The organism is Blautia sp. OF03-15BH (assembly GCF_003463065.1).
Taxonomy (GTDB): domain Bacteria; phylum Bacillota; class Clostridia; order Lachnospirales; family Lachnospiraceae; genus Limivivens.
In genome coordinates, this window is record NZ_QSCM01000001.1 from 328,279 (window position 1) to 341,565 (window position 13,287).

General features: G+C 47.8%; 16 protein-coding genes. 5 read left to right on the forward strand and 11 right to left on the reverse strand.

All coding sequences use genetic code 11. The annotated features are described in order from the left end of the window. Positions 1–46: 46 nt before the first annotated feature. The 4 genes from DXA57_RS17665 to DXA57_RS01515 form a co-directional block, all read right to left on the reverse strand. A complete protein-coding gene (locus DXA57_RS17665; protein WP_330423179.1) occupies positions 47–670 on the reverse strand; it encodes an MATE family efflux transporter in 624 nt (207 codons plus the stop codon). A gap of 5 nt (positions 671–675) precedes the next feature. Next, positions 676–1,194, reverse strand: coding sequence for an MATE family efflux transporter (locus DXA57_RS17670; RefSeq protein ID WP_330423169.1), 519 nt, complete (start codon positions 1,192–1,194; stop codon positions 676–678). A 147-nt stretch (positions 1,195–1,341) separates the two neighbouring features. Continuing rightward, complete coding sequence (locus tag DXA57_RS01510) at positions 1,342–1,677, reverse strand: cupin domain-containing protein (protein ID WP_117764134.1); 336 nt, start codon at positions 1,675–1,677, stop codon at positions 1,342–1,344. Positions 1,678–1,693: 16 nt separating this feature from the next. Then, a complete protein-coding gene (locus DXA57_RS01515; RefSeq protein WP_117764135.1) occupies positions 1,694–2,935 on the reverse strand; it encodes an aminopeptidase P N-terminal domain-containing protein in 1,242 nt (413 codons plus the stop codon). Between the two features lie 361 nt (positions 2,936–3,296). On the opposite strand from DXA57_RS01515, the gene thiW reads away from it, so the two are divergent. From thiW to DXA57_RS01540, 5 genes are all read left to right on the forward strand, one after another. Then, positions 3,297–3,806, forward strand: coding sequence for an energy coupling factor transporter S component ThiW (thiW, locus tag DXA57_RS01520; protein WP_117764136.1), 510 nt, complete (start codon positions 3,297–3,299; stop codon positions 3,804–3,806). Positions 3,807–4,052: 246 nt separating this feature from the next. After that, positions 4,053–5,363: a phosphomethylpyrimidine synthase ThiC gene (thiC, locus tag DXA57_RS01525; protein ID WP_117764137.1), complete on the forward strand. Its 1,311-nt coding sequence runs from the start codon at positions 4,053–4,055 to the stop codon at positions 5,361–5,363. A gap of 152 nt (positions 5,364–5,515) precedes the next feature. Then, on the forward strand, positions 5,516–6,652 hold the full coding sequence (locus DXA57_RS01530; protein ID WP_117764138.1) for a glycoside hydrolase family 27 protein: 1,137 nt from the start codon (positions 5,516–5,518) through the stop codon (positions 6,650–6,652). Further along, positions 6,652–6,846, forward strand: coding sequence for a hypothetical protein (locus DXA57_RS01535; RefSeq protein WP_117764139.1), 195 nt, complete (start codon positions 6,652–6,654; stop codon positions 6,844–6,846). The genes DXA57_RS01530 and DXA57_RS01535 overlap by 1 nt, the downstream gene beginning before the upstream one ends. Positions 6,847–7,027: 181 nt before the next feature. Then, positions 7,028–7,543, forward strand: a complete 516-nt coding sequence (locus DXA57_RS01540) for an NUDIX hydrolase (RefSeq protein ID WP_117764140.1) — start codon at positions 7,028–7,030, stop codon at positions 7,541–7,543. Positions 7,544–8,199: 656 nt separating this feature from the next. Here the strand turns inward: DXA57_RS01540 and DXA57_RS01545 are convergent. The 7 genes from DXA57_RS01545 to DXA57_RS01580 all read right to left on the reverse strand — a co-directional run bounded on the left by DXA57_RS01545 (position 8,200) and on the right by DXA57_RS01580 (position 13,271). Next, a complete protein-coding gene (locus DXA57_RS01545) occupies positions 8,200–8,514 on the reverse strand; it encodes a DUF3784 domain-containing protein (protein ID WP_117764141.1) in 315 nt (104 codons plus the stop codon). Positions 8,515–8,551: 37 nt separating this feature from the next. After that, a complete protein-coding gene (locus tag DXA57_RS01550) occupies positions 8,552–8,740 on the reverse strand; it encodes a DUF6019 family protein (RefSeq protein ID WP_117764142.1) in 189 nt (62 codons plus the stop codon). Positions 8,741–8,789: 49 nt separating this feature from the next. Next, positions 8,790–9,155, reverse strand: coding sequence for an SdpI family protein (locus DXA57_RS01555; RefSeq protein ID WP_117764143.1), 366 nt, complete (start codon positions 9,153–9,155; stop codon positions 8,790–8,792). Positions 9,156–9,514: 359 nt separating this feature from the next. Next, positions 9,515–10,084, reverse strand: a complete 570-nt coding sequence (locus tag DXA57_RS01565; RefSeq protein WP_117764145.1) for a chromate transporter — start codon at positions 10,082–10,084, stop codon at positions 9,515–9,517. Continuing rightward, positions 10,081–10,644 (reverse strand): chromate transporter, encoded by a 564-nt coding sequence (locus DXA57_RS01570; RefSeq protein WP_330423170.1) that lies wholly within the window; start codon positions 10,642–10,644, stop codon positions 10,081–10,083. The genes DXA57_RS01565 and DXA57_RS01570 overlap by 4 nt, the downstream gene beginning before the upstream one ends. A gap of 33 nt (positions 10,645–10,677) precedes the next feature. After that, on the reverse strand, positions 10,678–12,165 hold the full coding sequence (locus DXA57_RS01575) for an AAA family ATPase (RefSeq protein WP_117764147.1): 1,488 nt from the start codon (positions 12,163–12,165) through the stop codon (positions 10,678–10,680). A 140-nt stretch (positions 12,166–12,305) separates the two neighbouring features. Continuing rightward, positions 12,306–13,271: a GTP-binding protein gene (locus DXA57_RS01580; protein ID WP_117764148.1), complete on the reverse strand. Its 966-nt coding sequence runs from the start codon at positions 13,269–13,271 to the stop codon at positions 12,306–12,308. Between the last annotated feature and the right edge of the window lie 16 nt (positions 13,272–13,287).

Here is a 13,287-nt window from a genome sequence, read left to right on the forward strand (position 1 = left end):
GTTTTGTAAAAAAAGAAAGGCGCGACCGAAGTCACGCCCAAACTCTTTATTTTTCTTTTTTCCGTATGTAGACCATGCAGAGGAGACAGAGGATCGTCTGCACCGCTGAAGACATCGGAGTCGCAAGTCCGATCCTGAATAGCGATGCCCCCGCCTGGCGGCTCATGATAAAGGACACCGGCACTCTCACGAAGAAAGCGCCCACGATTCCCTGAACCATGACAAATTTTGTGAGGCCAATGCCGTTATAGAAGCCCACATAGCAGAAGAAAATCGCCGTCAGCAGACAATCGATGGCATAAGCTTTCAGATAATCGGCTCCCGCGGTCACCACCGCCGGATCCGAAGAGAAAATACCGGCCAGAACGATTCCATGATAAAAGGAAATGTAAAACATCACCACGCCGATGGCAAAGGAAAGCGCCACGCCGTAATGCAGAGCTTTTTTCGCCCGATCCATCCGGCCGGCTCCGTAATTCTGTGCCACAAAGGCGGACATGGACTGCATGAAAGCCGAAGAAATCAGCATAATGAAGCTACAGACTTTTTCTGCCACTCCCACACCGGCCGAGGCCGTCACGCCCATGGAGTTGACGATGGCCAATATAATGAGGAAAGAAATGCCCACGAGAAGATCCTGCATGGCGATCGGAATCCCAAGACCCGTCATTTTCTTCACCAGGACGCCGTGATGAGCGGCGTGTTGGAATCTCCTAAGCCCCGGAAAATGCAGCCGATCAGGTTGTAAGCTACTATGATGAGGGTACCGCCTCCGCAGATCCGGACATAGGCCACAGTCTTATTGAAGGCCTCCTCCGGCGCGTTCATAATCCGGCAGAGCTGCGGCGCAAAAATGAGGATCAGCACGGTCATCGTCAGAGCGATGATACCAAAAAGCACCATGGCCGTTCCGATCGTCTCGCCGCCTTCTTTTCGCTTGCCGCTTCCGATCTGCTGCCCCAGAAGAATTGTCGTTCCCATAGCGAAGCTGCTGATCAGGTTTGTGATGGTCGCCATCAGCTGAGAGCCGGTGGACACCGCCGATACATCCACAGAAGAAGCAAATTTTCCCACAACCAGAAGATCCACTGCGCCGTACATGGCCTGCAGAAACAAGGCCAGCAGCACCGGCAACACAAATAAAACCAGCGGTTTTAAGATTTTTCCTTCCGTAAAAGTTTTCGTCTCTTTCATATTTTCCTCCTTAAACATAAAAAAAGCTGAACAAGATGCAGGCATCTCAGCCTGCCACCTTATCCAGCTATTGTTTCTTACGAACAAATTACCCTCCGATGAACCACTGTCATTCTATCCTGTTCTTCTCGCAAAGTCAAGAGATTCTTACTGCGGGAATACCACGGTGAGGAGCATTTTGAAAGCCTCCACTGCGTATACGGCATGGGGGATTTTAGCGGGCATTACGAGAGCCTCGCCTGCTTTTACCTGATGTTTTATGCCGCCTACGGTGAACTCGCCGGTTCCCTCGAGAACCGTTACCATAGCGTCGCCCTCGGAATCATGAGTGCTGATCTCCTCGCCCTTTGCGAAAGCGAAAAGGGTAATGCTCACGGCGCTGTTCTGTGCCAGAGTACGGCTTACAACCTGTCCGTCCATATACTGAACCAGTCCACCTAAATTTACTACTTTTTCAGGCTCGATATTTTTAATGTATGCCATTTTTAAAATCTCCTCTTTATTTGTTTTTTGCCATAAATGCTTCGATCTCGTCCGGATCGCGGATGATCGCATCAGAAAGAACAACGCAGCCATCCTCGGTGATCAGGATATCGTCCTCGATACGGATGCCTATCTCCCACTCGTCGATGTAAAGGCCCGGCTCGTCGGTGATGATGGCTCCCGGCTGAAGCTTTTCGCTGCCTGCTGCTGTCACGTCATGAACGTCAATGCCCAGATGATGGGAAACGCCATGCATATAGTAGGTGCCGATCTCGTCCTTGTTCTCGATGAGACCTAAGCGGATGCAGCCCTCAGCCAGCACATCTTTGGTGATCTCGTTGAGTTCGCGCAAGGTCATGCCCGGTTTTGCCACCTCAGCCACCTTTCGGTTTGCTGCCAGAACAACCTCGTAAACCTGTCTCTGGCGCTCAGAATATTTTCCGTTCACCGGATAAGTTCTGGTGATGTCGGCGCAGTAGCCGTTAAATTTGGCTCCCAGATCCATGAGAAGAAGGGTTCCGTCCTCGCAGACGTCCTGGTTGGTCTCATAGTGAAGCATGGTTCCGTTGGCTCCGCTCCCGGCAATCGTCGGGAAGGAAGTGCCGTCCGCACCCTGATGGTGAACCATATACTCGAAATCAGCCTGTGCCTGATATTCAGTATTGCCCGGTTTCAGATTTTTCATGACAAACTGGAGAGACTTGTCCGTGATGTCGATGGCCTTTTTCACCAGCTCGATCTCGTCCTCATCCTTCCACATACGAAGAGCAGCGACAGTCGGAGCGATGTTTTTGATCCTGCGGCCCGGATATTTGTCGGCAAACTCCTTCGCTTTTACAGCGTTGTAGTCCGGAAGATCCTCGTATTGGTAGCGGAAGCAGTCGAAATACAGGGTGGAAATGTCCTCTCTGTCCATCATGCTGCTTACCATTCCTTCAAAGGAATCCAGGAAACGAACATCCTCGATGCCGGAGATCTCCTGTGCCTCGGAGACAGTGACTTTTCTTCCGAACCAGCGCTCCTGGGTCGGGTCCGCCTCCTCGATGAAAAGGATGCTCTTCTCTTCTTTTTCCGTCTTTTTCATCAGCAGGATCATATGGTCTCTGCGGAGTCCGGTCAGATAGAAAAAGTTCCGGTTTGCCTCAAAAGGCAGGTACTCGTCCGCACTTACATGAAGCTCGATTCCTGAAAAAAGGATCAGTGCAGAATCCATCTCCATGGTATCAAAAATTTTTGTTCTTCTTTCTGTAAAATTCATTTTTCTTTTCCTCCGTCTGTTTCTTTCGAAAACACTGTACCCTTAGGATAACACGTTCTCTCCTTCTTGCCTACCCTGTTTTTTCCGTCAGAAAAACAGCTTGCAAACTTTTTCTGTCTGCGTTATAATGTTTCCGGACAATTTCATGAAAAGAGGGGAGCTGGCGAAAGCCGGCTGAGAGGAAACGTGATTCCGTTTCGACCCGGAACCTGATTTGGATAATGCCAACGGAGGGAATACATACCAAGATTATTTAGAGGTGCCCCCGCATCTCTTTTTTATTCTGGACAGCGCAGGATCTCCATTCAGGTGGGGATCCTTTCTTATTGAACATCTGACGACTGAAAGGAGAAAATTGTCCATGAAAACCAATCTCTCAACAAAAAAAATTGCACTTGCAGGCGTATTCACCGCTCTTGCTGTTGTAGGAAGCTTTATCAGCTTTCCGGTAGCCGGCAGTAAATGTGCCCCGGTACAGCATATGGTCAACATTCTGGCTGCTGTCACCTTAGGCCCCTTCTGGGGGATCGGCATTGCTTTTATCGCAAGCCTTCTCCGCAATCTTCTGGCTCTTGGAAGCCTCATGGCTTTCCCGGGAAGTATGGTTGGCGCACTCTGCTGCGGTCTTGTTTACCACTTCTCACATAAACTGAGCCTTACCTGTGCTGCGGAAGCACTGGGAACCGGAATCCTTGGCGGCATCGCTGCTTATCCGGTAGCTGTTTATCTGATGGGCCTTACACCTGCCGGTATCTTTGTTTACGTTGTACCTTTCCTGATCTCTACCGTAGCAGGAAGCATCCTTGCGTTCCTCCTGATCACGGTGCTGGAAAAAGGCGGCGTCATGAGAGAGCTCTCTTCTGCTCATTAAACAGAAAATAGGTTATCTGCAGATACAGACCCTTGAAGGACAGATAAAATCAGACTTTACCTGTCCGGCGGTACATTGGGGACACCACCTTGTGCCGCTTTAAAAAAGCCGGTTTCATCCGGCAAGAAACCATCACTTGAAAAGATGAAGTTTCAGGCGTCAGTATTCCGGGCTGCTCATGCGTGCTGTCCGTGTTTTGCTGACGCTAGGATTCCAGACTCAAATCATGAAGGAGGCAAAACAAGCATGAGAAATTACACAACCCAGATGGATGCTGCCAGAAAAGGCATCCTGACACCGGAACTTGAAATTGTCGCAAAGAAAGAAAACATGACGACAGAAGCTCTTATGAAGCTTGTCGCCGAAGGAAAAGTTGCCATCTGTGCAAACAAAAATCATGTCGGCCTGAACCCGGAAGGCGTGGGAAGCATGCTCCGCACCAAGATCAATGTAAACCTTGGCGTTTCCCGTGACTGTAAAGATTACGACATCGAAATGCAAAAGGTCATGAGTGCTGTAAAGCTTGGTGCAGAGGCCATCATGGATCTTTCCAGCCATGGAAACACCCAGCCTTTCCGTCAGAAGCTGACACATGAATGTCCTGCCATGATCGGAACCGTTCCCGTCTATGACAGTGTGATCCACTATCAGCGCGATCTGGCTACTCTGACCGCCCAGGATTTTATCGATGTGGTCCGTCTTCATGCGCAGGATGGCGTGGATTTTGTTACCCTGCACTGTGGCATCACACGCAAAACCATTGAACAGATCAAGAAACACAAAAGAAAAATGAACATTGTCAGCCGTGGCGGAAGCCTTGTCTTCGCCTGGATGAGCATGACCGGTGAGGAAAATCCCTTCTATGAACATTTCGACGAGATTCTGGACATCTGTGAGGAATACGATGTCACCATCTCTCTCGGTGATGCCTGCCGTCCGGGCTGTCTGGCCGATGCAACGGATGTATGTCAGATCGAGGAGCTTGTCCGTCTGGGCGAACTGACCAAACGTGCCTGGGATCATAATGTACAGGTCATGGTGGAAGGTCCCGGTCATGTTCCCCTGGATCAGGTAGCCGCAAACATGAAGGTACAGCAGAGCATCTGTATGGGCGCTCCTTTCTATGTCCTCGGTCCTCTGGTAACCGACATTGCTCCTGGCTATGATCACATCACAGCTGCCATCGGCGGAGCTGTAGCTGCCATGAACGGAGCAGCCTTCCTTTGCTATGTGACTCCTGCCGAGCATCTGGCTCTTCCCAATGTAGAAGACGTAAAACAGGGCATCATTGCCTCCAAGATCGCCGCTCACGCAGCAGACATTGCCAAAGGGATCCCGGGAGCCCGGGACCAGGATGACCGTATGGCAGATGCCCGTCAGAAACTGGACTGGGAAAAACAGTATGCCTGTGCACTGGATCCTGAAACTGCCAAGGCAATCCGTGACAGCCGCAGTCCTGAAGATGACCACAGTGACACCTGCAGTATGTGCGGAAAATTCTGTGCTGTCCGCAGCATGAACAAGGCTCTGGCCGGCGAATACATCGATATCCTGTAACAGATAAAGTCCCCTGCTTTTTGTAATGGAAGCAGGGGACTTATTTTTTTGAACATAATTCGGTCAATCAGACATTCCTTTTTCCCGCAAAAATGATACAATAAAATCACCATAAAACTTAGGCAGAAATATCTGCCGGAAAAGAGGTCCTAATGACTGCAAAGAAACCGCCTATGGGCTGGAACTCCTGGAATACGTTCGGGGAGAACATCAATGAAAAGCTGATCATGGAGATGGCAGATCAGCTGGTGAACGACGGATATAAGGACGCCGGTTATGAGTACGTGATCATCGACGACTGCTGGTCCTTAAAAGAGCGTGTGGACGGAAAGCTCGTTCCGGATCCAAAGCTTTTCCCCAGCGGAATGAAAGCACTTTCCGATTATATTCATTCCAAAGGGCTGAAATTTGGCATGTATTCCTGTGCCGGAACAAAGACCTGTGCCGGCTATCCCAGCAGCTACGGTCACGAATTCGAGGATGCCCGCCAGTTCGCCGAATGGGGTGTGGACTACCTGAAATATGATTTCTGTAACTTCCCGGTAAGCGGCGATGCGAAAAACGCCTATCTTACGATGGCTATGGCCCTTCGCCACACCGGCCGCGACATCCTTTTTGCCGCCTGCAACTGGGGTAAATACGATCCCTCTGGCTGGATGCGCTCCAGAGGCGCTCACACCTACCGTTCCACCGGAGACATTTTCGACGTGCCGAGAAGCTATCAGGATATCTTCAAACAGCAGGTGGAAAACATCGAGGGCAACGCTCCCGGCTGCTACAATGATCTGGACATGCTTATCGTTGGCATGCACGGAAAAGGAAACGTCGGCATCGGCGGTTGCAGCGATGAGCAGTATCTCCAGCACTTTGCCATGTGGGCATTCCTTACTTCCCCGCTGATCATCGGCGCCGATATCCGGAGCATTGACGGGTCCAACAAAGCAACTCTTCTGAACAAAGGCCTCATCGCCATCAACCAGGACGGGGAGTGCTGCCCTGCTTTTCTCATTGAGAATGTCGGTGACAAACACTATACCTTAGGCAAAATCCTCTCCGGGAACCGCGTGGCCATCGGCTTTTTCAACATCGGCGAGCCGACCGAAGGCCCCTGCCATATGAGCATCTGCTTTGACGATCTCGGCATCCATTCCGAGTCCGGTCTTTTCCTGAAGATCACCGATGCCATCACCGGCGAAGAGCTTGGTACCTTCCAGGATGCCTACACCGCCGTCCTTCGCGGCTGCCAGTCTCAGGTTGTCATCGCAGAGCTGGTAAAACCGGAGAAATAATGGCACACTGTAAAGAATGTGGGCGCTCTCTCACCAAAGACGAGATCGCCCTCCACAAAAAGATCTACAACCGTGACGCCGAAGAATTTTTCTGTATCGACTGCAGTAGCCGGTATCTGGATGTATCTGTTGATCTGCTTCGCCAGAAAATCGTAGAATTTAAAAAAATGGGCTGTACGTTGTTTGAAGCGTGATATTCCGCTCTGCAGGAGCGTAGCCGATTTCTCTGAAATCGTTCAGGGATTTGGGGTGTTTTCCAAAAGCAAAACGGACAGGCGCTGTCAATGGTGACGCAGCCGTTCCTCTTGACCATTGACAGCGGTCGGCTGTTTTGCTTTTTATCTCAGAAATGAAGCACATTCTATTGGAGGTTATATGAGGTTACTATTTGAAATGGATAAACGCGATTATGACAATTGCACTCATGGGTTTGTGCGAAATTCGGCAAGAAGCATCATAATCCGCGGAAAAAAGATTGCTATGATCCATAGCTTAAAATATGACTATTACAAGTTTCCAGGCGGTGGAATGGAAGGAGAGGAATCTCCTGTCCGTGCGATGATACGTGAAACTCGTGAAGAAGCAGGTTTGGTGGTCAGACCTGATACGATAAAAGAATACGGCTATGTGCATCGTATTCAAAAAAGTGATAAAGATGCAACGGAATGCTTTGTACAGGATAACTATTACTACCTCTGCGATGCTGAAAACGAAACTGTTGCACAGTGCTTAGACAATTATGAAGCAATGGAAAGTTTTACATTGGAATTTGTCGAACCACACATTGCAATTCAAAAGAATCGTAATGTGTGGAACAGTCCCCATAACTCTATGATGTTCGAGCGTGAAGCCCGGGTTATAGAATTGCTGATCGAGGAGGGACTGCTGTAATCGCAAATTTCATGTAAATGCTATAACTACAGTACGTCCACCTTCACGTTTGTGAGGTTCTTAGAATCTCATTATTTTCTGTGATTTTCGTGTCTTTATTGTCCTGTGTTATAGGATTTCTACGCTATATTTCTGTTCTCTTCATTTTTTAGTATCAAAATGGTATCACAGCCAGATTTTCATGAGCTGTCAACTTTCCGGTTGCAGATTCCCACCTTGACTGTTATAATCGAAACATGGGTGCTACCATAACGGTAGGCGGTTAGTCCTTCTCCAGAGGGTTGCAGAGTGCTAGTAGCACTCGTTTTGCAACGACCGAGGTGAAACGGAGACCTGTGACCCTCTGATTACATAGAAACTCGCAAGAGAATCCAGTGGAAAGGAGGGCTAAGCCAATGAGTATTGTTGACTTCATAACAGTAGTGAGCTTCGGCTTAACCTGCTTTAGTATCGGATATACATTAGGCAAAGATAATCATAAACCACAAAAATAACCGCCCTGTCTGCAAACTAAGCGGTTATCTTTGTAATCAATAAGTATGTGGACTAACCGTCTATCGGTAGCACTCTTTTTCTATAATCATATTAGCACGCATTTGTGAGAATGTCAAAATTTTTTTATTCTACATAGTGTAACGTCTCGACCCGCCGAAAATTTAATTTTCTCTTTTATGTCTATCTATAAGCAACAGAATAAACATAACAAACCATATCGCCCATGCAATTAAACAACCAGTTCCTATATACCAAATATCTATAATCATTCCAGCAATAAAAGGAAGTGACATAAACATCACTCTCTTCCCATATGCCTTACACATAGCATTTTCATCATATTTTTTTCGTTCTTCTGCCGATTTCATATTATAACCAGACAAGAATTTAGATGCTTGTCCTTTTGACCTATAAAACCATATTCCAAATAAAAGCATAATCACTGCCATTGCAAAGTCAAAAACAATATAGAACATCTAATGCCTCCTTTCAGTCGTTTCCACAAGCTTGGAGTTACTTATCTTCTGCATCCAAACCAAATTCTTTTTCGTTTTGGATATCTTCATCTTCATCAGTTTTCTTTCCAGTGATAGCACTGTAGGCTTCTTGGATGCCATTTTTCACTGCCCATTTGATAACAAAATACAGCGCAATCAAAATAACAATTGCGGTTCCTCCACTTATACCTAATTCATTCCACATAATTCAATCCTCCAAATTCCAATTTTCATTTCCGCCAATCGTAAGTTAGCTATTTTTTCATTCCTTGCTCTGTAAAATGCTTATGCAGAAAAAATTCTGTCGGAATAATTGTAAGCACCATAATTCCTAATTGTGAAAACACCAAATAAACAGAAATCATTTCAAAGTTTGTATCATCTTTCGTTAAGATCAAAATAAAAATAGATAGTATCAGCAGAATAATTCCTAAAACAAAGTTTATGCCGCCCCAACATCTGTGTGCATATCTCCATGTTTCATCATTCATCCTTGACATAGTAGTTCGATATCCTGAATTCCCCTGCCGATCTTTAGGAGGCTTATCTTTCCACGTATATCCCAATATAATCATGGATAACGGTACTAAAAGTGAACACACGGATAAAAATATAAACATTACAGAGATCTCCTTCGGTAATTTTCAAAATTTTATTTAAAAATTTTCGTTTTATCTTTGCTTTATTCTACCATGGTTCATTTTAAAATACTATTCCAATATACACAAGCAGAAAAAAAGAGAGCTTTTCCACCTTCACGGTTGGTGAACCTGCCTTTATTATATCACGGGAGTTTTTTCACACAACGCTAAAGCTATTTTGACCTGACAATAAGAAAAAGGACCGTTTTCTGCGACGGTCCTTTTTCTTTTCCGAAATCTTTTCATCTGGTCTGCTGTCCGCTGAACCAGAGACGCCGCTGCTGCAGTCAGAAGCGCCCGGTTCTTGATCTGCGGGATCAGCAGAGCCATCCGGCAGATCATAGCACCTTTTCCATGCAGGCCCACACAGTTTTCAGAACGCCTGCCAGCACCATGACGAAAATCGGATTTTTCTTAAATTTCTGGAGAAGTACCATGGAGATCACAAAGATCACCACCAGACTCCAGTTCGTATCCGGAAGGGAAACAGACGCCCGTCCTCCCCAGAAAGCCGTGATCAGAATGGCAATTCCTGCGGAAGCGATCATAGCTACCACTGCCGGTCTTAAGGAACCCAGGATTCCCTGGAGCATTCCCATGTTCCGGTATTTCAGATACAGCTTTGCCAACAGAGTAACGATCACACAGGATGGAAGAATACAGCCAAATGTCGCCACGACCGCCCCCGGGATCCCGGCAATCTTGATGCCCACAAAGGTAGCCGAGTTCACGGCAATGGGACCGGGAGTCATCTGAGAGATCGTGATAAGATCTGTAAATTCCTCCATGGAAAGCCACTGATGAAGCGTCACCACCTGCCCCTGGATCAGAGGCATGGCCGCATACCCGCCGCCGAAGCTGAACATTCCAATCTGAAGAAAGCTGATAAACAGCTGCAGATAAATCATGCCTTTTTCCTCCTTCCACGGATCCAGGTCCGCAATGCACCGATCAGTCCGCTTGCGATAACCACATAGATCACATTGACTTCAAAGACACAGGCTGCCAGAAACGCGCCTGCCATGATCACCAGGGAAAAAGGATCTTTTTCCTTCACAATCCCGCTTCCCATATCAAAAACCACAGAAGCGATCACAGCTCCCACGCCGGCCTGCATACCGTTCAGCATCTGACTCACAAAGAAATTACTCTGAAAGACGCTGTAAAAAACAGACAGGATCGAAAGGATCAGAAACGGCGGCAAAATAGTCCCTGCGATTGCTGTCAGTGCACCGACAAGCCCCGCCAGTTTATAACCAACCACAATGGCCCCGTTCACGGCGATCGCCCCCGGTGAAGACTGTGCGATCGCGATCAGATCGAGCATCTCCGGCTCTTCGATCCAGTGATAATCATCCACAAATTTCTTTTTCATCAGTGTTACGATGACGTAACCGCCGCCAAAGGTAAAAGTACTGAGATAAAGTGTGGATACAAACAATTTCCATAACAACTTTTTCTTTTTCAAAACCGCCCCTGCTTTCATTTCTTATATAATCAATCAACCCAGAAGATTTTTTACCATATCCGCATGGAAGACGACTTCAGAAACATGATCCACCTCGATCTGATACAGGGCATTCGCTGCGAGATGCTCTGCCGCCTGCTCCAGATCACGGATTCCTGTGGTATCTCTGTATTTTTCAATGACCGCATCCAGTCCGTCCGGTGCTACCTGACACTCATTTTCCTTAAGGCTCATCCGTTTCAATACCTTGGGAAGAGCGAATCTTGAGAAAATGACCTTCTTCTCCTCATCCGTATAATCCGGAATGTCAATCACTGCAAAACGGGACATCAGCGGTGCGCTGATCTGATCCTTCTCATTGGCCGTGGCAATGGGATAAACGCCGACCGTCGGGATCATACACTCCATGTAGTTGTCCGTGAAGCCCAGGTTATCGAGAAGCGTCAAAAGCACATCTGCCGGATTTCCGTTTCCTTTTCCGGAAGCAGCTTTATCCAGTTCATTGATGATAAAGACCAGGTTAGACTCTCCTGCTGCTGAAAAAGCCTCCATGATGATACCTGGTTTTGCATTTGCATAAATACGGGAGCTTCCGGTGAGCTGCTCCGGATCGTTGATGGAACTCATATCCAGAGTTGTCCATGGCAGCCGGAGGATCCGCGCCACCGCGTAGGCGATCTGGGATTTACCGGTTCCTGCCGGTCCAACCAGAAGAAGACCATATGCAGGAAGCGTATGTGTCCGGTTAATCTGGATGATGGTCTCGATGATTCTCTGTTTCACCTTCTCCATGCCGTAGAGTTCTTCATCCAGGATCCGGCGTGCCTCCACAGGATCAATAGCTTCAAAATAATTATTTTTCCACTGCACATTCATCATAATGGAAAGAGCTCTCTGCGCATGACGGCGCTCCTCCGGGGAAACCTCATGGGAACGGGCGACTGCCAGGTTTCTTCTGGCCCAGAGGCGGATGTTATCAGGAAGGGTTCTTCCTGCACAGGTCATAAAATCCGTGATGCTCTGGATGCTGGTGAGCTTCATCTCATCACCGGTCTCGTCCTGTTCCTCATCCTCGGTTTCCTCTTCCGGTGCATTACTGGAGAGAAGTCTTTCTATCATAAACTGCAGGAAACCGTCTTCGGCTGAAAGTTTGGTTCCGCCTCCGAAGGCTGTTTCCCTGATCTTATAGACTGCATAGCCCTCCGGAGTATTCTGACCAGAAAGGCGTACATGGATGTGATTGTCTCCCAGCCAGCGGATCAGGCTTACAAAACGGGCATCCACCTTCCGGATATCCGCGCTCATAACGCCATCTTCTTCCTGAAATTCAAAAGCAGTCTTTTTCTCCGGATTGGAAAAAACACCACAGGAATGATGTTTCCACTGTCTCTCGGAATTGGAAAGCACAAGGATCGGCTGTTCCGGTGAAGTCGTGTTCTCGTTGGAAGCAAAAGTGGTATATGTACAAACGGAATCTTCTGTTTTTTCTGTTGATGCATTGCTGAAATCGAATACTGGCATAATCATTCTCCTTTACTTATCTTCCTGCCTGCGGATTGCCTGGCTGCTCCGCAGCTTCCGCAAACCCACAACCATCGTAACTGTCCAGTACCTTCAAAGGGATAGTGGTTCCTGCACAATTACCAAACATCCATAGTCTATCATGAATTTTTATGCACAACAACCGCATTTTCAAAAAAAGAACGGATCTTCTCTTTGTCCAGCTTTTCACCGATGACGATGATCACATCCTGTCCGGCAGCTACCGGTTTTACCGTCAGCTCACGGGCGGTGGCATTGAGTTCCAGCCACTGTCCCCTTTCATCCAGCAGGAAGCCCTTGACCCGGTGGACTTTTCCACAGGAAGGATCCTTCAGAAGATTTTCTGCGATCGTCTTCGCCCGCTCCACCTCTGTCTTCTGATCCATAAAATAAAGAGACTGAAAGACTTCCTCCTCACTCAGATCCAGCTTTCTCCAACTCTCTGCATGAAAACCACTCTCGGAAATGCCCTTCCATTCTTCATCGGTCAGGTCTTCCCACTTTTTCCCGAAAATATCCTTCTCCGGATCCAGTCTCCGGCTGCACTGAACACCTTCCAGTGCCCGGTTTAAGTGAACCTTCGTATCCGCGATTTCCTCCGGTGATGCATCCTCCGTCTTACTTAAGAGGATTTTTCCCGCATTTGCCACCTCGGAAGCCAGAATATAATCTGCTTCTTCGGAAAGCTCCGGAGAAAGATGTGCATCCACAACGGTAAGAACGCTTCCTACCTGGTACCAGCGGTCCAGCGGCTCTTCCCTTAAAGCATCGAAAAATTCATCCACATCAAACACACCGGAGGGCTCCACCAGCACCCGGTCGTAACCGCACATGCCCATGGCGATAAGCTTCGTCTTGAAACGTCTCCGGTGGCAGTCCTTATCACAGCCCCCGGAAACCATCTCCAGCTCACAATGCTCCCCTTCCAGATCCTGCAGAAGCATCATATCTACATTAACTGCACCGAAATCATTTTCCAGAATCCCGATATTTTCTCCTTTTCCCATGAGATATTCCGCATAGTTCCGGATAAATGTCGTCTTTCCGGCTCCCAGGAAACCGGTGATCAGATCGATCTTTACCATTTTTGTGTCCTTTCTG

Bases quoted from the DNA above. Each gene is read 5' to 3' on its own strand.
- DXA57_RS17670 (WP_330423169.1), bottom strand. From the start codon at position 1,194: ATGAAAGAGACGAAAACTTTTACGGAAGGAAAAATCTTAAAACCGCTG.
- DXA57_RS01555 (WP_117764143.1), bottom strand. From the start codon at position 9,155: ATGTTTATATTTTTATCCGTGTGTTCACTTTTAGTACCGTTATCCATG.
- DXA57_RS01530 (WP_117764138.1), top strand. From the start codon at position 5,516: ATGACTGCAAAGAAACCGCCTATGGGCTGGAACTCCTGGAATACGTTC.
- DXA57_RS01575 (WP_117764147.1), bottom strand. From the start codon at position 12,165: ATGCCAGTATTCGATTTCAGCAATGCATCAACAGAAAAAACAGAAGAT.
- DXA57_RS01545 (WP_117764141.1), bottom strand. From the start codon at position 8,514: ATGTTCTATATTGTTTTTGACTTTGCAATGGCAGTGATTATGCTTTTA.
- DXA57_RS01515 (WP_117764135.1), bottom strand. From the start codon at position 2,935: ATGAATTTTACAGAAAGAAGAACAAAAATTTTTGATACCATGGAGATG.
- DXA57_RS17665 (WP_330423179.1), bottom strand. From the start codon at position 670: ATGACGGGTCTTGGGATTCCGATCGCCATGCAGGATCTTCTCGTGGGC.
- DXA57_RS01565 (WP_117764145.1), bottom strand. From the start codon at position 10,084: ATGATTTATCTGCAGCTGTTTATCAGCTTTCTTCAGATTGGAATGTTC.
- DXA57_RS01540 (WP_117764140.1), top strand. From the start codon at position 7,028: ATGAGGTTACTATTTGAAATGGATAAACGCGATTATGACAATTGCACT.
- thiW (WP_117764136.1), top strand. From the start codon at position 3,297: ATGAAAACCAATCTCTCAACAAAAAAAATTGCACTTGCAGGCGTATTC.
- DXA57_RS01550 (WP_117764142.1), bottom strand. From the start codon at position 8,740: ATGTGGAATGAATTAGGTATAAGTGGAGGAACCGCAATTGTTATTTTG.
- DXA57_RS01535 (WP_117764139.1), top strand. From the start codon at position 6,652: ATGGCACACTGTAAAGAATGTGGGCGCTCTCTCACCAAAGACGAGATC.
- DXA57_RS01510 (WP_117764134.1), bottom strand. From the start codon at position 1,677: ATGGCATACATTAAAAATATCGAGCCTGAAAAAGTAGTAAATTTAGGT.
- DXA57_RS01580 (WP_117764148.1), bottom strand. From the start codon at position 13,271: ATGGTAAAGATCGATCTGATCACCGGTTTCCTGGGAGCCGGAAAGACG.
- thiC (WP_117764137.1), top strand. From the start codon at position 4,053: ATGAGAAATTACACAACCCAGATGGATGCTGCCAGAAAAGGCATCCTG.